The organism is Mycolicibacterium chlorophenolicum (genome assembly GCF_001044235.1).
In the GTDB taxonomy this organism is placed as follows: domain Bacteria; phylum Actinomycetota; class Actinomycetes; order Mycobacteriales; family Mycobacteriaceae; genus Mycobacterium; species Mycobacterium chlorophenolicum.
On the sequence record NZ_JYNL01000069.1, the window covers coordinates 575,498 to 592,440 of the forward strand.

The 16,943-nt window shown below is 68.1% G+C and carries 15 protein-coding genes; 3 read left to right on the plus strand and 12 right to left on the minus strand.

What is annotated here, in order from left to right; all coding sequences use genetic code 11:
• Positions 1 to 184: 184 nt before the first annotated feature.
• Genes MCHLDSM_RS32705 through MCHLDSM_RS32715 form a run of 3 tightly spaced genes read left to right on the plus strand, consistent with a single transcriptional unit; the run spans position 185 to position 2,341 of the window.
• Positions 185 to 1,132 (plus strand): cyclopropane mycolic acid synthase family methyltransferase, encoded by a 948-nt coding sequence (locus MCHLDSM_RS32705; RefSeq protein WP_048473845.1) that lies wholly within the window; start codon positions 185 to 187, stop codon positions 1,130 to 1,132.
• Positions 1,133 to 1,179: 47 nt separating this feature from the next.
• Positions 1,180 to 2,076 carry a cyclopropane mycolic acid synthase family methyltransferase gene (locus MCHLDSM_RS32710; protein ID WP_048473846.1) on the plus strand — a complete coding sequence of 299 codons (897 nt, stop codon included), beginning with the start codon at positions 1,180 to 1,182 and terminating at the stop codon, positions 2,074 to 2,076.
• A gap of 52 nt (positions 2,077 to 2,128) precedes the next feature.
• Positions 2,129 to 2,341: a hypervirulence associated TUDOR domain-containing protein gene (locus MCHLDSM_RS32715; protein ID WP_048473847.1), complete on the plus strand. Its 213-nt coding sequence runs from the start codon at positions 2,129 to 2,131 to the stop codon at positions 2,339 to 2,341.
• Between the two features lie 9 nt (positions 2,342 to 2,350).
• Here MCHLDSM_RS32715 and MCHLDSM_RS32720 read toward each other — a convergent pair whose 3' ends face one another.
• The 12 genes from MCHLDSM_RS32720 to MCHLDSM_RS32775 all read right to left on the minus strand — a co-directional run bounded on the left by MCHLDSM_RS32720 (position 2,351) and on the right by MCHLDSM_RS32775 (position 16,874).
• Complete coding sequence (locus MCHLDSM_RS32720) at positions 2,351 to 3,247, minus strand: amidohydrolase family protein (RefSeq protein ID WP_048473848.1); 897 nt, start codon at positions 3,245 to 3,247, stop codon at positions 2,351 to 2,353.
• A gap of 67 nt (positions 3,248 to 3,314) precedes the next feature.
• A complete protein-coding gene (locus MCHLDSM_RS32725) occupies positions 3,315 to 4,739 on the minus strand; it encodes an aldehyde dehydrogenase family protein (protein ID WP_048474177.1) in 1,425 nt (474 codons plus the stop codon).
• Between the two features lie 28 nt (positions 4,740 to 4,767).
• On the minus strand, positions 4,768 to 6,474 hold the full coding sequence (locus MCHLDSM_RS32730) for a thiamine pyrophosphate-binding protein (protein ID WP_048474178.1): 1,707 nt from the start codon (positions 6,472 to 6,474) through the stop codon (positions 4,768 to 4,770).
• A 2-nt stretch (positions 6,475 to 6,476) separates the two neighbouring features.
• Positions 6,477 to 7,466, minus strand: a complete 990-nt coding sequence (locus tag MCHLDSM_RS32735) for an acyl-CoA dehydrogenase family protein (RefSeq protein ID WP_048473849.1) — start codon at positions 7,464 to 7,466, stop codon at positions 6,477 to 6,479.
• On the minus strand, positions 7,463 to 8,617 hold the full coding sequence (locus tag MCHLDSM_RS32740) for an acyl-CoA dehydrogenase family protein (protein ID WP_048473850.1): 1,155 nt from the start codon (positions 8,615 to 8,617) through the stop codon (positions 7,463 to 7,465). Before MCHLDSM_RS32740 ends, MCHLDSM_RS32735 begins: the two co-directional genes overlap by 4 nt.
• Complete coding sequence (locus MCHLDSM_RS32745; protein ID WP_048473851.1) at positions 8,614 to 9,531, minus strand: acyl-CoA dehydrogenase family protein; 918 nt, start codon at positions 9,529 to 9,531, stop codon at positions 8,614 to 8,616. The genes MCHLDSM_RS32740 and MCHLDSM_RS32745 overlap by 4 nt, the downstream gene beginning before the upstream one ends.
• Entirely contained in the window at positions 9,528 to 10,691 is a 1,164-nt protein-coding gene (locus tag MCHLDSM_RS32750; protein WP_048473852.1) for an acyl-CoA dehydrogenase family protein, read from the minus strand. The genes MCHLDSM_RS32745 and MCHLDSM_RS32750 overlap by 4 nt, the downstream gene beginning before the upstream one ends.
• Positions 10,691 to 11,830 (minus strand): CaiB/BaiF CoA transferase family protein, encoded by a 1,140-nt coding sequence (locus tag MCHLDSM_RS32755; protein ID WP_048474179.1) that lies wholly within the window; start codon positions 11,828 to 11,830, stop codon positions 10,691 to 10,693. The genes MCHLDSM_RS32750 and MCHLDSM_RS32755 overlap by 1 nt, the downstream gene beginning before the upstream one ends.
• Positions 11,831 to 11,840: 10 nt before the next feature.
• On the minus strand, positions 11,841 to 12,764 hold the full coding sequence (locus tag MCHLDSM_RS32760; RefSeq protein ID WP_048473853.1) for an SDR family NAD(P)-dependent oxidoreductase: 924 nt from the start codon (positions 12,762 to 12,764) through the stop codon (positions 11,841 to 11,843).
• Positions 12,757 to 14,595, minus strand: a complete 1,839-nt coding sequence (locus MCHLDSM_RS32765; protein ID WP_048473854.1) for a flavin-containing monooxygenase — start codon at positions 14,593 to 14,595, stop codon at positions 12,757 to 12,759. Before MCHLDSM_RS32765 ends, MCHLDSM_RS32760 begins: the two co-directional genes overlap by 8 nt.
• A gap of 63 nt (positions 14,596 to 14,658) precedes the next feature.
• Complete coding sequence (locus tag MCHLDSM_RS32770; RefSeq protein WP_048473855.1) at positions 14,659 to 16,026, minus strand: aromatic ring-hydroxylating oxygenase subunit alpha; 1,368 nt, start codon at positions 16,024 to 16,026, stop codon at positions 14,659 to 14,661.
• Positions 16,026 to 16,874 carry an SDR family NAD(P)-dependent oxidoreductase gene (locus MCHLDSM_RS32775; RefSeq protein WP_048473856.1) on the minus strand — a complete coding sequence of 283 codons (849 nt, stop codon included), beginning with the start codon at positions 16,872 to 16,874 and terminating at the stop codon, positions 16,026 to 16,028. The genes MCHLDSM_RS32770 and MCHLDSM_RS32775 overlap by 1 nt, the downstream gene beginning before the upstream one ends.
• Between the last annotated feature and the right edge of the window lie 69 nt (positions 16,875 to 16,943).

Below are 16,943 nucleotides of genomic sequence, written 5' to 3' on the forward strand. Positions count from 1 at the left end.
GATGGCCGATCGAATTCCTCCGCACGCCGCCTGCCGTCGCGCGGCGAGGAAAGGTATGGTCGGCGAAGCCAGTTCTCGTGGCCGGGCGGGTCAGCAGCGTACCCGCGCCGTGCGCCGCAGGTGAATACCCGAAGGCCGGCCTGCTCGTCAGCAGGTCGGAGATGACCGCAGAAGGATGGGGCGAATGTCGAACACGGAAACCGAGCAGCCGAAGGGGACGGCCCAGTCGAAGTGGCTGTCGAAGTCCGCATCGGACACGCGCGGATCCGACAAGCAGGAGGTGCAGTTCCACTACGACATCTCCAACGATTTCTTCAAGCTGTGGCAGGACCCGAACCAGGTCTACAGCTGCGCCTACTTCGAGAAGGACGATTACACCCTCGAGCAGGCCCAGATGGCGAAGATCGACCTGTCGCTGGGCAAGCTCGGGCTCAAGCCCGGCATGACGCTGCTCGACATCGGCTGCGGCTGGGGCGCGACCATCATGCGGGCCGTGGAGAAGTACGACGTGAACGTCATCGGCCTGACGCTGTCGGAGAATCAGAAGGAGCACATCGAGAACCACTGGTTCGCCAACTCCACCAGCAAGCGGTCCATGGAGGTCCGGCTGCAGCCGTGGGAGGAGTTCGAGGGTCAGGTCGACCGGATCGTGTCAATCGGCGCGTTCGAGCACTTCGGTTTCAACAAGTACGACGACTACTTCAAGAAGACGTACAGCTGGATGCCCGAGGACGGCGTGATGATGCTGCACACGATCATCATTCCCGAGGATGAAGAGATCAAGGCCAAGGGACTGCCCCTGACCATGTCGAATGTGCGCTTCATCAAGTTCATCATGGATTACATCTATCCCGGTGGCCGTTTGCCGCTGGCGTCGATGGTGCGCGATCACGCGGTGAAGGCCGGCTACACGATCACCCGCGAGCAGCACCTGCAGCCGCACTACGTCAAGACCCTCGACACGTGGGCGTCGAACCTCGAGAACAAGAAGGACGAGGCCATCGAGATCACGTCCGAGGAGATCTACGAGCGCTTCCTCAAGTATTTGCAGGGCTGCGCCAACCTGTTCCGCGACGGCTACACCGACGTCGCGCAGTTCACGTGTGAGAAGCAGGCATTGACGTCGGTGTAGTAATTTGGGCACGTTCGTGACGGAGTGGGATGGAGGTCGGTCGGGGAATGGCTGAGAGTGCGGTGGGTCCGCCCGGGACGGGCAAGGACATGACGCCCCACTTCGAGGAGGTGCAGGCGCACTACGACCTCTCCGACGACTTCTTCGGTTTGTTCCAGGACCCGTCGCGGACGTACAGCTGTGCCTACTACGAGCGCGACGACATGTCGCTCGAAGAGGCGCAGATGGCCAAGATCGATCTGGCGCTGGGCAAGCTGAACCTCGAGCCGGGGATGACGCTGCTCGACATCGGATGCGGCTGGGGGTCGGTGCTCAAGCGCGCGATCGAGCGCTACGACGTCAACGTCGTCGGGCTGACCCTCAGTCGTAACCAGCGCAAGTTCGCTCAGGAACTGCTCGACGGCATGGACACCGAGCGCTCGCGCCGGATCCTGTTGCGCGGCTGGGAGCAGTTCGACGAGCCGGTCGACCGCATCATCAGCATCGAGGCGATCGAGGCGTTCCCGCAGGAGCGCTACGAGCCGTTCTTCAAGATGTGCAGCAGCGTGCTGCCCGACGGTGGACGGATGTTGCTGCAGGCGATCCTCGGCCACCCGTTGAAGAAGTGGCCCGAGATGGGGATCCCGATCACGATGACCGACCTGAAGTTCATGCGGTTCATCGCCAAGGAGATCTTCCCGGGCGGATCGGTGCCCGGCGAGGAGAACATCGTCGAGTTGTCGGCGCAGGCGGGGTTCACGGTCGAGCAGACGCAGTTCCTGAACCACGACTACGTCCGCACCCTCGACACGTGGGCCGAGGCGCTCGAAGCCCACCACGACGAGGCGGTGGCCGCCACGTCGGAAGAGGTGTACCAGCGGTACATGAAGTACCTGGTGGGCTGCAGTGACTTCTTCAACCGGGGCGTCAGCGAACTCGGCCAGTTCACCCTCGTCAAGGCCTGACGCGTCAGATTTCGGTCAGAGTCATCGCCGGGCCGCCGGGTATTCGTCGGCCATGAGCAAGGAATTCACGAAGGGTGACAAGGTCACCTGGCAGAGCCACGGCAGCACTGCCGAGGGCACCGTCGAAGAGAAGATCACCTCCGACACCGAGGCCGCCGGCCGGACGGTGCGGGCGTCGAAGGACGAGCCGCAGTACCGGGTCGTCAGCGACAAGAGCGGCGGCGACGCGGTGCACAAGCCGGATGCGCTCGAGAAGAAGTCCTGACCCGTCGGCTCAGGCGGTGACGCCGAGGACGCGCAGCGCGTTCTGCTTGTAGATCAGCGGCAGCACGGCCGGGTCGACGTCGAGGGTGTCGAAGTCGCGGCGCCACCGATCGATCTGGATGTAGGGGTAGTCCGTCCCGAACAACACCTTGGTGCGCAGTTGACGGGTCATCGCGTGGACCAGTTGCGGCGGGAAGTACTTGGGGCTCCACCCGGACAGGTCGATGTAGACGTTCGATTTGTGGCCGGCGATCGCGATCTGCGCGTCCACCCACGGTACGGCGGGGTGCGCCATCACGATCGTCAGCTCCGGGAAGTCGGCGGCGACGTCGTCGAGCAGCATCGGGTCGGAGTAGCGCAGCTTGATGCCGTGCCCGCCGGGCAGACCCGCGCCCATGCCCGTCTGACCGGTGTGGAACAGCGCCGGCACGCCCGCCTCGGCGATGGCGTGGTAGATCGGGTAGTACGACCGGTCATTGGGTTCGAAGGCCTGCATGCTCGGATGGAACTTGAAGCCCTTGACCCCGAAATCGCGGACGAGTTCGTGCACGCGGTGCACGGCGTGGCGGCCCTGCCACGGATCGACGCTGCCGAACGGGATCAGCACGTCGTTGTTGCGTGCCGCGCCCGCGACCAGATCTTCGATCGAGTTGGGTGCGTGCCGCATACCGTGCCGGGCGTCGATGGTGAACACCACCGCGGCGGTGTTGTGCCGTCGGTAGAGGTCCGCGACGGCGTCCACGGCCGCGACGATTCCCGACGGCATCTTGAAGTACCGGGCGGTGGCCTCGACCAACACGTCGTCGTAGGCCCGGTGCCCGTGGCTGTCGATCTCCACATGGGTGTGGATGTCGACGGCCTCGATGCGGTCGAAATCGATTCCGTAGGTGTACTTTTCGCTGGACACAGCGCCGAGCGTACGGTTTCTGACGGAATTCCGCCGAAATCCGTCAGAAACCGTGCATTCGGCGCTCTCAGGCGGGGGCGTACCCCAGCGCGGCCTTGATCTCGAGGTATTCGTCGAAGCCGAACTGGCCCCACTCGCGGCCGTTGCCGCTGCGCTTGTAGCCGCCGAACGGAGCGTTCATGTCGAACCCGTGGTTGATCGCGACGGAGCCGGCGCGGATACGCCGCGCCACCGACCGTGCCTGGTCGAGATCGGCGCCCGAAACATAGCCTGCCAGACCGTAATCGGTGTCGTTGGCGATCTCGAGAGCCTGATCGAGGTCGTCGTAGCCGAGGATGCACAGCACGGGGCCGAAGATCTCCTCGCGCGCGATCGTCATGTCGTTGGTGACGTTGGCGAACACGGTCGGCTTGACGTAGTAGCCGGTCTCGATCCCGTCCGGGCGGCCGGGTCCGCCGACGACGAGCGTGGCCCCCTCGTCGATGCCCTTCTGCAGCAGCCCCTGGATCTTCTCGAACTGTGCCCGCGACGCGACCGGCCCGATGGCCTTCTTGTCGTTCGGATCGCCGACCTTGACGGCCGACGCGGTCTCCCGGGCGACCGCGATCGCCTCGTCCATCCTCGAGTTGGGCACCAGCATGCGCGACGGGGCGTTGCAGCTCTGCCCGCTGTTCGTCATCATCACCGATGTGCCGGCGGCGACACTCTTGGCGAAGTCGTCGTCGTCGAGCACGATGTTCGGGCTCTTGCCGCCGAGTTCCTGGGTGACCCGCTTGACCGTGGCCGCGGCGTTCTTGGCGACGTCGACACCCGCCCGGGTCGAACCGGTGAACGACACCATGTCGATGTCAGGGTGGCTGGACAGCGCCGCGCCGACACCCGGGCCGTCGCCGTAGACGAGGTTGTAGACCCCGGCGGGAACGCCTGCGGCGTCGAGGATCTCGGTGAAGATCTGCGCCGAGTAGGGCGCGACCTCCGACGGTTTGAGCACCATCGTGCAGCCGGTGGCCAACGCCGGGAACACCTTGCACGCGATCTGGTTGATGGGCCAGTTCCACGGCGTGATCAGGCCGCACACACCGATCGGTTCCTTCACCACCAGCGTGCTGCCGTGCTGCTCTTCGAACTCGAAGTTCTTCAGTGCGTCGATCGCGGTGGACAGATGCCCGAGCCCCAGGTTCACCTGAGGCCCCGCCGCCAGGGAGGTCGGCGCACCCATCTCCTCGTGGACGGCGTCGGCGAGGTCACCCGCGCGATTCTGGTACTCGGTCAGGATGGCCGACAGCACGTCGAGCCGTTGCTCGCGGGTGGTCTGCGACCACGTCGCGAACGCGCGGCGCGCCGCCTGGACCGCGACGTCGACGTCGGCCGAGGACCCCAGGGCGATCCGCCCGGAGACCTCCTCGGTGGTCGGATCGTCGACGTCGAGGCTGTTGGGCCGGATGGGATCCACCCACTGCCCGTCGATGTAGAACTGGAGATATTCGCGCATGGTTTCCACTCTCCCTCAAGGGCCGTGTCTACTGGGTGCCTTCGGCGTACCAGGTCCGAAATCGGTCGTACTTGGGCATCTCCTCGGAGTTCGCCTTCGGGTCGATGCACACGTGCACGACGCCGACCTTGCCGCTGGCGTAGGCGCGGGCGATCGCCGGTCCGATGTCGTCCTCCTTCTCGACGTACTCGCCGTGGCAGCCGAAGCCCTCCGCGACCTTGTCCATCCGGACGTCCTTGCTCCAGTGCACACCGGGTTGCGGTGACGGCTGCGCGAAGGTGCGTTTGTACACGCCGACCTCGAGCCCCCACTGGTGGTCGACGCCCACCACGCACACCAGCGGGAGATTCAGCCGGGCGGCGGTCTCCAGTTCGGCGATATGGAACAGGAACGCCGAATCGCTCGTCAGCAGCATGACCGGGCGTCTGCCTCCGTCGGCCACCGAGGCGCCGATGGCGTACGGCAGGCCGGTGCCGAGGTGACCGAAGTTCTGATTCCAGATCACGTCCCGCGGTTTGGCCTGCGAGTAGGTCCAGCCGAAGATGACGGTCGCCCCGCCGTCGCGGACCATGATGCCGTCGTCGGGAAACGCCTTCGTCGCTTCGACGACGAACCGCGCGGGGTGCACCGGCGTCCGTCCGGTGGGCGCGCTCTCGGCGAGCTGGCCGAGCTCTTCGGCGTCGTCGCGGATCAACGTCTCGAGGGTGGCCGACGGGGTGCGCGGCGTGTCCTTGAGCGCGTCGACGAGTTGCGGCACGACTCCGCGCAGATCGCCGACCAGGGGGACGTCGAACTGGCGGTTGACCCCGATGGCGGCCGGGTCCTGTTCGACGTACACCCAGGTGCGGTGGGCGTCGTTGGCGGCCCAGTGCTGGGTCCGGCCGTAGTGCATGGGTTCGCCGAGTTCGGTGCCCAGCGCGACGCACAGGTCGGATTCCTCGACGGCCTGGTTGGCGGCCGGGGAGAACAGGTAGGGGAACGTGCGGTCCTCGAGTCCGGGGATGAACGAGGTGCCGCCGGAGGTCTGGATGACCGGGCAGTTCATCAGGTCGGCGAGCTCTTTGACCTGCTGCTGGGTGCGTGAGGTGTGTACGCCGTGGCCCACCAGCAGGATCGGGCTGGTGGCCTCGCGGATCAGGGTGGCGGCCCGGGCCACCTCGCGTTCGCCCGCCCCCTGGTTGACGAGGCGATACCGATGCGGCGGCAACGGGTCCGGCACGTCGAGCTCCTCGAGGATGACGTGCGACGGGTATTCGACGTAGCACGGGCCGGGCGTCCCGGACAGCGAGCGGCGGATGGCTTCGCGGATGATCTCGTCGGTCTGATCGGCGTACTCGATCGAGCTGCTGAACTTGACCGCCGGCGCGAAAAGCCGCTCCTGCTGCACGAATTGGATCCGGCCGCGGCGCACCCGGCGCTCGGTGATGCGGGCCCGCTGGCCGCCGAGGAAGATGACGGGCGAGTTCTCGACGAGTGCGCACATCATCGCTCCGGCGATGTTGGCGACGCCGGGTCCGAGTGTGCCGATGCACAGTCCCGGCGCGCCGGTCATGCGCGACGCCGCCTCGGCCATGAAGCCGGCGGACAGTTCGTGGTGCGGCGCGACGACCGACCAGCCGCGTGCGTCGGCCTCGGTGAACAGGTGCACGAAGTTGGGGTCGGGAATGCCGAACAGCGTGTTGACACCCTCGGCCTCGAACAGGTCGAGAATGCGTTTGTACACCGGTACGCCCATGGTCATGTCCCTTTCGAATATCTCTGTGCGATGCGACGTCGTTGTGCTGCAGTCGATCCGAACAGAGATCGGTTCAGTGCAGCGCGTTTGAGGTAGGTGTGGATGCCGGCCTCCCAGGTGTAGCCGATGCCGCCGTGCAGCTGCATGGCCGTGCCCGCGGCGTCGACGGCGGTCGAGCACGCGTGGGATTTCGCCATCGCGGCCGCGACACCGGCGTCGGCGCCGTCGGCGATCGCGGCCACCGCGTCGCCCACGAGTTGCCGCGACACCTCGATGCCGACGAGCATGTCGGCGCACGCGTGCTTGACCGCCTGGAACGAGCCGACGGGCCGGCCGAACTGGTGGCGCACCTTCACGAAATCGACGGTGCGCGAGAGCATCTGCTGGGCGATGCCGACGCTGTCACACGCGACCGCGACCGCGGCCCGGTCCTGGAGCGGGCCGGGGGATCCGGACAGGACGGCGTGGGGGCGGGCGGCATCGGCCGTGACGGTGGCCAGGCGTCGGGTCTCGTCGACGACGGGCTGCGCGGTGACGGCGACGTCCGCCGAGCCCACAACCGCGACGCCGCCGGTGACGGGGATCAGAATCCGTTCGGCACCAACGGCGTCGGGGACGAACTCGGCGCGGCCCGACACCGCGCCGTCGTCGAGGCGGAAGTCGCCGATGGCGACGGCGAACCGGCCCGGCCCGGTGGCGACCGTGCCGAGCAGATGGTCCCGGATGTCGGTCGGCGGGAGGGCTGTCAGCACACCGGCGGCGAGCACGGCACCGCCGAGGAAGTCGGTGGCGGCGGCGGCCCGTCCGATCTGTTCGCAGACGATCGCGGTCTCGGCGAAGGTCGCACCGGCGCCACCGAGGTGCTCGGGCACTTCCAGACCGGTCCAGCCGGCGTCGACGAGCGCAGGCCAGTCCGGCACCGCATCCCCGGCCAGCAGCTGACCGGCCACGGCGCGCAGCTCGTCGTGGTGTTCGGCGAAGGACGTCGTCACGCCACGCTCGGCTCTCTAGGCAGACCGAGACCGCGTTCGGCGATGATGGTGCGCTGGATCTCGCTGGTGCCGCCGGGGATGGTCCACTCCCACGAGCCGACGAAATCGAGCACCCACGAACGGGATTCCCATCCGCTCGACAGCGGTTTGGCCACCACGGTGTGGGCCACGAGACCGCCGATCTCGGCCCCGAAGCCGGTCAGCCGCTGCAGCAGCTCGCTGTAGTACAGCTTGACGATCGACGCGTCGGCGGGCCCGCTCGGGCCGTGTTCGACGAGGCGCCGGCACAGCGCCCGCAGCCCGGTGATCTCGGTGTCGAACTCCGCGAGGCGGTCGGCGACCACCGGATCGTCGGCCGGGGCGGATTCGACCAGCCATCGGAATCCCGCATTGCCGAGTCGCTCGGCCAGTTCGAGCATCGTCATCCCGCGCTCGGCACCCAGCGTGGCCTGCGCGACCTGCCAGCCGGCGTTCTCGGCACCGATCAGGTTCACCGCCGGTATCCGCACGTCGTCGAGGAAGATCTCGCAGAAGTGGGAGTCACCGATCGCGTTGCGGATCGGCCGCACCTCCACACCCGGGCTGGTCATGTCCAGCAGGAAGTACGAGATGCCGTGCCGCTTGGGGGCATCCGGGTCGGTGCGGGCCAGCAGCAGACACCAGTCGGCGTGCAGACCGCCACTGGCCCAAAGCTTTTGACCGCTGACGAGGAACTCGTCACCGCACTTGCGTGCGGTGGTGCGCAGTGCCGCGAGGTCGGATCCGGCTTCCGGTTCGGAGAACCCCTGCACCCAGATCTCGCCGTCGAGGATGGCCGGCAGGTGGCGTCGGCGTTGCTCCTCGGTGCCGGCTGCCAGCAGCGTGGCCGCGGCGTGATGGATGCCGACGAAGGCGAGCACCAGCCGAGGCGCATCGTGGGCGGCCAGCTCCTGGTACAGCACGACCTGTCGAGCCACGCTCATCCCGCCGCCCCACTCCGCCGGCCAGTGTGGCACCGCATAGCCCGCGCGGTGCAGCGTGGCGAACCAGTCCTTCTGGAAGCGGACGAATTCGGCGTCGTCGACGCCGGTCTGGGACTCGCGCCAGTCCGTGGGAATGTGTTCGCGGCACCAGGCGCGCACCTCGTCGCGGAAACCATCGAGGCCGCTCATGCGAACAACCCCGCCAGCCCGTGGTGGCCGGCCGCCCGGGTCAGATGGTCACGGGTGCCCGACAACCCGAACGGCAGCCGGCGCAGCGGCTGGCTGTACCGCGACAGCCACGACAGCGTGGTCTCGTCGCAGAAGCCGACTGCGCCGTGCAGTTGGTGGCAGACCCGGAACACGACGTCGGCGGCTTCCAGCCCCGCCATCCGCAGGGCCAGTGCATCTTCGATGGCACCGGGCTGATCGGTCGCGATGCTCCACAGCGCGTGTTTGGCGAGGATGTCGAGCCCCGTGCGCTCCACCTCGGCGTCGGTGAGCTGGAACTGAACACCCTGGAACGAGGCCAGCGATTGGCCGAACTGGGTGCGCAGTGTCACGTGGGCGACGGTCAGCTCGACAGCGCGATCGAGCATGCCGAGCAACGTCCAGCACGGCAGCACCAGACCCGGCGCGACGTCGCGGCCGCCCGCCTCGTCGAGCGGTGAGAGTTCCAGTTCGGCGACGAAGCCCGGCTGCGGGGGCCCCAGGCCGGTGACACGGTACCGCGCGCCGTCGACACTGACGGCGGCCCAGCGCGATTCGACGCCCGCCACCGCCCCGGCGGGGCGCGCACCCCCGACGACGATCAGTCCGTCCACGTCGAGATCGGCCGGCGCCGAGAGCCGCTCGGCGAGCGGATAGGGCAGCGCCCAGTAGCCGGCGCTGCGGCACAACGCTGCTGCGGCCTCGAGATCGTCTGCGTCGCTGCGGGGATCCAGCTCCCACGCGCCGAGGGCCGCCAGCACCGGGCCCACCAGCGCCTCGCGCGTCTGCGGCGCGGCCTCCGCTCGCGCGACCAGCTGGTCGCCGCCCGCGGATTCGAAGGCGTGCCGAGCCTGCCGACCGAATTCCACAGCGTCGTCGCTGAGATCGAGGATCACTTCGTGGCACCGCCAAGTATCGCGCGCGACAACAGGATCCGTTGCATCTCGATGCTTCCCGACGACACCGTGGCCGCCTGGGCGTAGCGCCAATGGTCCTCGACCTCGCCGAGGAACCAGCGGGCCCCGCTGTCGCCGTGGCACACCTCGGCGGCGATATCCATCAGAACCTCGGCGCTGTCCTGGTCCAGCGTCGTGACCGCGATCCGGTAGGCCGCCGCGTCGGCGGGCGTCACGCGGCCGCTGCTCTGCGCCTCGACCACCCGGTACGCCAGCAGTCGCGCGCGCCGGCAGTGGGTCAGCATGCGGACCCAGCGGCCGCGCAGTTCGTCGGGCAGGGTGTCCCACCGCTCCCCGAGCACGCCGGGCGCGGCCGCGAGCAGCCGTTCGCAGCGGGCGTAGCGGGCGATGCCGACCCGTTCGAACGCCATCACGTCGGCGACGATCGACCAGCCGGCGTCGACGGCGCCGAGCACGTCGGCGTCGGTGACCCGCAGATCGTCGAAGAACACCTCGTTGAGGTGGTGGGGCCCGAGCATGGTGTCGAGGGGTCGTACCGTGATCGCCGGATCGTCCATCGGCACCAGGAAGATCGTCAGGCCCTGCTGCTTCTTCTCGGCTCGCGAGGTGCGGGCCAGCAGGAAGCACCACTGCGCCATCGTGGCGTAGGACGTCCAGATCTTCTGGCCGTTCACCAGCCACCCGTCTGATCCGTCCTCGGCACGCCGGGCAGAGGTGCGCAGCGACGCCAGATCCGACCCGGCCTCGGGTTCGGAGAACCCCTGGCACCAGATCACCTCGCCCGCCGCGATCGGCGGGAGGTGCCGGCGCTGCTGCTCGGGCGTGCCGTGGCGCATGATGATCGGGCCCACCCAGTTGACGCCCATGTACTGCGCACCGCGAGGTTCGTGGTGTGCCCACATCTCCTCCCGCACCACGGTCTGCTCCCACACCGACGCTCCCCCGCCGCCGAACTCGGGCGGCCAGGCCGAGCAGAGCAGGCGGCGGTCGGCCAGTGTCCGGCAGAACCGTTGCGCCGTCTCGAGATCGGCGGGGTCGTCGGTGAACGCGCCGAGGAAGTCCTCGGGGATGTGCTCGCCCACCAGCTCGCGTAACTCGGTGCGCAGCGCTGCGGCACGCGGACCCATGTCGAAGTCCATCAGCGCGGCCCGCCCGCGGTCAGCCCGAGTTCGGCGAGCACGTCGGCGGTGTCGGCGCCCAGTTCGGGCGCCGGGCCGCGGACCCGCCCCGGTGTGCGGGAGAACCACGTCGGCACGCCGGGGAACGTCACCGGACCGTGCGGGGTGTCGACGGTCTCGAACAGCCCGACCGCGTTCAAGTGTGGATCGTCGAACAGGGCATCGGGTGAGTTCAGCGGCGCGGCAGGGATTTCCAGCTCACCGAACAACGCGAGCCACTCCGCGGTGGTGCGCTCGGCCATGGTCTCGGCGACCAGCCCGTAGACCGTGTCGATGTGGTGGGCCCGCGTCTCGAGTGTCGCGTAGAGCTCCGAGGCCCAGGCCGGGCGGACGGCACCGATGAACGCGTTCCAGTGCTTGTCGTTGTAGATCAGCGCCGCGACGTAACCGTCCTTCGTGCGGTAGGGCCTGCGGTTGGGTGCGACGGTGCGCGGGTACACGGCGGGCCCGAGCGGGGGGTGGAACATGGCGCCGTTGGCGTGCTCGACGAGCATGAAGGACGCCATGGTCTCGTACATGGCGACCTCGACTTCCTGCCCCTGCCCGGTGCGTTCACGGTGGAACAGCGCCATCGTCGTCGCGTACAGGGCGGTCAGGCCGGCCACCTTGTCGGCGATGATGGTCCCGACGTAGTCGGCTTCCCCGGTGAGTTGCTGCTGGACCGCGGGCAGCCCGCATTCGGCCTGGATGGTGTCGTCGTAGGCCGGCCGGTCGCGGTGCGGGCCACGCCTGCCGTAGCCGTAGCAGTTGGTGTACACGATCGCGGGGTTGATCGCGGCGACGTCGTCGTAGCCGAACCCGAGGGCGGCGATCGCCTTGGCGCGCATGGAGTGGATGAACACGTCGGCACGCTCGATCAGCGCCCTCAGCGCGGCCCGGCCGTCGTCACCCCTCAGGTCCAGCACCACGCTGCGCTTGCCGCGGTTGACGTTGACGAACACCCCGCTCATCCCGGGTGCCGGGCCGACGGAGATGTAGCGCGTGTTGTCTCCCTGCGGCGGTTCGACTTTGATCACCTCGGCGCCCATGTCGGCCATGATCTGCGTGCAGTAGGGACCCATCACCATCGCCGTGAGATCGACGACGCGCAGCCCGGCCAGCGGTCCGGTGTCAGGCACGGGTGGCTCCGTGTCCGGCCATCGCGAAGCTGTGGCGCAGATGATCGGCGTGCCCGTCGGGCAGCACCGGGAACCGGACCGGCGCGGACATGTCCCGGATCTGCGGCAACTGCTCGGCGACGTCCTCGACGGTCCAGGAGGACCGGTGCACACCGGGCGATTCGGTGATCGTGGCCACCGCGACCCGGCCCGCGAGAGCCACCAGGATCTCCCCACTGAGAGTGCAGGCTTCGTGGGCGAGATAGCCGACGACGGGGGCCACCAGGTCCGCGCCCATCGGTGGGTAGGCTGCGGTGTCGATGCCCTCGGCCATCCGGGTGACGGCGCCCGGGACGATGACGTTGGCCGTGACGCCGTGGGCGGCGCCCTCGATCGCCGCGACGTCGGCCAGCCCGAGCATCCCCGCCTTGGCGGCGGCGTAGTTGGCGACGTCGTGGTTGCCGTAGAGGCCGCCGATCGACGACGTCAGCACGATCCGGCCGTAGCCGGCGTCGCACATCGGCCCGAACGCGGGTCGCAGCACGTGGAACGCCCCGCGCAGGTGCACGTCGAGTACGGCGTCGAAGTCGTCGGAGCTCATGTCCCGCAGGGGTGCCCGTCGCACGATGCCCGCGTTGTGCACCAGGATGTCGATGCGGCCGAAGCGTTGGACCGCGGCGTCGATGACGGCCAGGCCGCCCTCCGGGGTGGCAACCGAGTCGGTGCTCGCGACGGCGCGCCCGCCCGCCTCGGTGATCTCGTGGGCCACCCGGTGCGCGGGCGCGGCGTCAGCGCCCTCGCCGTCCAGGCCGGCGCCGGAGTCGTTGACCACGACCGCGGCTCCGCGCGCGGCCAGCAGCAGCGCATAGGAGCGGCCCAGCCCGCGGCCCGCTCCGGTCACGACCGCGACGCGCCCGTCGAACCTCATCTCAGCCACGGAGTTCGAGGCCTTCGAGGGTGCCGGCGGCCCGCCACTGGGCCAACAGGTCGTCGAACGCGTAGAACCCGGGTGCGTAGAAGTCCCCGAGGAAGGATCCGTTGCCTTCTGCGCTGCCACGGCCCTCGTTGTTGTAATAGCCGGGCGTGCAGGTGAGTTCGAAAGCGGAGTTGTCGATCGCCAGTTCCCGGACGGTCCTGACCCAGGCGTCCTGCCCGTCCTGACTCGGCTCGACGGTGGTCGCACCCCGGTTCTGGGCTTCGGCGATGATGTAGGCGATGTGCTCCGCCTGCTGCTCGAACATCGCGGTGGTGTTGGCCGACACCCCACCCTGGATGAATCCGGTGAAGAACAGGTTGGGGAACCCGCGGCTGGTCATCCCGTGCAGGGTCTTGTAGGAGTCGTGCCAGTAGTCGAAGAGCGACAGTCCGTCGCGGCCCGCGATGCTGTCGATCGCGTACCGGCGGCTGATCTCGGTGGAGATCTCGAAACCGCTCGCGAAGATGACGCAGTCGACCTCGTATTCGATGCCGTTGGCGACGATCCCATTCTCTGTCAGCCGCTCCACCCCTCGGCTTTCGGCGACGTCGACCAGCGTGACGTTCGGTCGATTGAACGCCGACAGATAGCTGTCGCTCGAACACGGCCGCTTGCACATGAATCGGTAGTAGGGCTTGAGCGCCTCGGCGGTACCGGGATCGGAGACCAGGGTGTCGATGCGCCGGCGCAGCCGCTCCATGATCTTGAAGTCTTCCTCTTCGCGGATCGCCATGATCTGTTCGATGCCGAGCGAGGCGGGGTCCTCGCTGGCCGCGATGCGCGCGGACATGTTGCGGCCCAGTTCGGTCCAGAAGTCGCACACCAGGTCCGGCTCGCCGAAGACCACGCCGACGAACGGGGACCAGTTGTGGAAGTTGCGCTTGCGTTCCTCCTGCCAGCCCGGCTGCAGGGAGGCGGCCCACGCCGGGTCCGTCGGGGTGTTCGCCCGCTCGTCCACCGAGGACGGGGTTCGCTGGAACACATACAGCTGTTGGGCATCTCGACCCAGATGGGGAACCAGCTGCACGCCGGTCGCCCCGGTGCCGACCAGCGCCACGCGTTTGTCCGCGAGCTTGTGCAGGCCACCGTCGGCGCTCCCGCCGGTGTAGTCGTAGTCCCAGCGGGCGGAGTGGAACACATGGCCCGCGAAGTCCTTGATGCCGGGGATACCGGGCAGCTTCGGGCGGTTGTACGAGCCTTGCGCCATGACGACGAACCGCGCCCGGATCTCGTCACCGCGGTCGGTGGTGATCAGCCAGCGTTCGGATCGGTCGTCCCACTGCAGTTCCCGCACCTGTGTGGAGAACAGCGCACCGTCGTAGAGGCCGAAGTGCTTGCCGATGTTGCGGCAGTGTCCGAAGATCTCTGCGCCGTCGGCGAACTTCTTCGACGGCATGAAGCCGAGTTCCTCGAGCATCGGGATGTAGCAGTACGCGTCGTTGTCACACTGGATTCCGGGGAAGCGGTTCCAGTACCACACGCCCCCGAAGTCGCCGGCCATCTCGATGACGCGCACGCCCTCGACACCGGCCTTCTTCAGGTACGCCCCGGCCAGGAGTCCGGCGAATCCTCCGCCGAGGATCACGACGTCGGCGGTCTCGACGATCGGGTCCCGCTCCGAGACCGGCGTGTAGGGATCGACCTCGGAGAAGTCGGCGAAGTGGTCGGTGAGTTCCAGATATTGACCGGAGCCTTCCGGGCGCAGGCGCTTCGCCCGCTCCTGCGCGTACTTCTCCCGCAGCGCGTCGATGTCGATGTCGTCCGGGGTGTCGGTGGGCCCGCAGGGCAACATGTTCCTCCTTTCGGGTGATTTCGGCGCGGCTGGTCGCGCCCAGCGCGACTCAGCACGCCGAAATCACAGGGTGCGGGGCGCTCCGGTACCCATGTACTTGGCCAGCTGGTGGTGCAGGTTGACGGTGCTGCGCTCGCGGTAGGGATTGGGCAGCGTGCCGGGGAAGCCGGCGGACTTCATGCCCTGCTGCACCGCGGCCATGTTCGAGAAGTCCTGGGGCAATACCGACCGCCAGTCCGGTGAATCCTTGGGCGTGTACACCCATTCCGTCTCGGGTTCCTGCCCTTTCGGGTAGAGCTCGAACACCGCGACCTCGAAAAGGCACCGGTTCGGGTTGTAGCCCGGATCCGGCCGGGCGCTGTAGCACAGGGCGCTGGTCAGACCCTGGCCGATCTGGAAGTTCGGAAACAGCTGCCACGCCGTGCCGCTCTGGCCGAGGATGTCGGCCGGGATCGTCGGCCAGATGACGCCGCGGGCCTCGTCGTCGCGGCGGGCGGAGGTGAGCCAGTGCTCCAGGACCTTGTCGGCGGGCGTGCCCTCGGGCAGCTCCTCGACCAGTCGTTTGGCGGCGTTCACCAGCGTCTGCGTGGTGGTCGCGTTGGTCTCCTCCATGGTGTAGATCTGCATCTCGGCGGTCGAGATGCGCGGGTCGCCGGTGCCGAGGCGGATCTTGGACTTGGTCTCGTCCATGCCCTTTGGTGCGTCGTAGCCGATGTTGCTGTGCCGCCCCTGCGCTTTCGCCCAGCCCTTGAACTCACCGAACCTGTTGAACTCCGGATGGGTGGTGAACACGTGATAGGTCTCGTTGAACGCTTCCAGCGCGACCTTCCAGTTGCAGTCGAAGGCCAGCCACCGGCGCCACTTGTAGCGCATGTTCTCCAGGCCGAACGGGTCGAGGATCTTGGCGGCCGGGAACAGGTAGTCGGCCAGCGGTTCGCAGTCGGGATCCATGCTGACGAACAGCCAACCGCCCCAGGTGTCCACGCGGACGGGCGCGAGATGGGTGTTGCGCGCGGTGAGCTTGCCCTGCCAGTCGTCCTGCTCGCGAATGTGGGTGCAGGCGCCGTCGAGACCGTAGGTCCAACCGTGGAAGCCGCACACGAACGACTTGCGTGCCCGCCCGACTGCATTCTTGGCGCCCTCGGGGGTGTCGATCAGCCGCCTGCCGCGGTGCATGCAGACGTTGTGGTGGGCAGAGAAGGACGAGCATGACGCCCCGGGACCCGTGCGCACGACGATGATCGAGTCGTCGAGGATGTCGTAGGTCAGGTAGCTGCCCACCTCGGGCAGTTCCTCGACGCGGCCCACCTGCAGCCACACCTTGCGCCACAGGCGATCCCGCTCGGCGCGGGCATACTCCTCGGAGGTGTAGGCCTCGACCCCGATGGTCATCGGTTCGGACAGCTCCTCGGCGGCGTCCACGTCGGTCATCACATGCTCCTGATGGTGTCTCGGAAGGACTCGTCTTTGAGGAACAGCGAGGTGTTGTCCGCGCCCAGGTGGGTCCACTTCAGGTTCAGTCCGCCGTCGACGAGCAGGGTCTGACCGGTGATGTAGCTCGACAGGTCCGACAGCAGGAAGAGGATCGCGCCGGCCTGTTCCTCGGGTGTTCCCCGGCGCCCCATGGCGATCGCGGTGCGATCCCGTTCGGGATCGTCGTCGACGTAGGTGGCCGAGGCCGCGGTGCGGGTGACGCCGGGTGCGACGGCGTTGACCCGGATCCCGTCGGCGGCGAGCTCGACGGCCATCGTGCGGGTCATCGCCGCGACCGCGGCCTTGGCGGTGCCGTAGGCGATGTGGAACGGCGCGGTGTTCATGCCGCTGATCGAGGACACCGAGACGATCGAGCCGGCCGCTCCCTGGCTGCGCAGTTCCCGGCTGACGGCCTGGCTCATGAAGAACGCCGTCTCCAGGTTCGCAGTGAACAGGGCGCGCCAGTCCTCCCGGGTGACGCGCAGCGACGGCATCCACGTGGCCGGGGCGGCACCGCCGGCCACGTTGACCAGTCCGTAGAGCGTGCCGTCCGCACGGCGGGCATGGTCGAGCACCGTCGCGATGCCGTCGTCGGTCGAGGCGTCGGCGACGACGGGCAGGACCGCCAGCCCGGCGTCCGCGAGCGGGACGACGTGCTCGTCGAGGTTGGTCCGCGAGCGGCTCACCGCGACCACGGTGGCGCCCGCCTGGGCCGCCATCCGCGTCACCGTCGTGCCGATGCCGCCGCCGCCCGCGCCGGAAACCACCACCACGCGGCCCGACAGCTGCAGCGCAACGCCGCTCATCGCCGCCTCTTGTCCGGACAAATAACATGACTCTGCATATCGGAGAACACTATTCCGCAGCGGATATGG

Coding starts and splice junctions, on each gene's coding strand:
- MCHLDSM_RS32705 (WP_048473845.1), top strand. CDS start 185: ATGTCGAACACGGAAACCGAGCAGCCGAAGGGGACGGCCCAGTCGAAG.
- MCHLDSM_RS32710 (WP_048473846.1), top strand. CDS start 1,180: ATGGCTGAGAGTGCGGTGGGTCCGCCCGGGACGGGCAAGGACATGACG.
- MCHLDSM_RS32715 (WP_048473847.1), top strand. CDS start 2,129: ATGAGCAAGGAATTCACGAAGGGTGACAAGGTCACCTGGCAGAGCCAC.
- MCHLDSM_RS32725 (WP_048474177.1), bottom strand. CDS start 4,739: ATGCGCGAATATCTCCAGTTCTACATCGACGGGCAGTGGGTGGATCCC.
- MCHLDSM_RS32730 (WP_048474178.1), bottom strand. CDS start 6,474: ATGGGCGTACCGGTGTACAAACGCATTCTCGACCTGTTCGAGGCCGAG.
- MCHLDSM_RS32740 (WP_048473850.1), bottom strand. CDS start 8,617: ATGAGCGGCCTCGATGGTTTCCGCGACGAGGTGCGCGCCTGGTGCCGC.
- MCHLDSM_RS32750 (WP_048473852.1), bottom strand. CDS start 10,691: ATGGACTTCGACATGGGTCCGCGTGCCGCAGCGCTGCGCACCGAGTTA.
- MCHLDSM_RS32765 (WP_048473854.1), bottom strand. CDS start 14,595: ATGTTGCCCTGCGGGCCCACCGACACCCCGGACGACATCGACATCGAC.
- MCHLDSM_RS32770 (WP_048473855.1), bottom strand. CDS start 16,026: ATGACCGACGTGGACGCCGCCGAGGAGCTGTCCGAACCGATGACCATC.
- MCHLDSM_RS32775 (WP_048473856.1), bottom strand. CDS start 16,874: ATGAGCGGCGTTGCGCTGCAGCTGTCGGGCCGCGTGGTGGTGGTTTCC.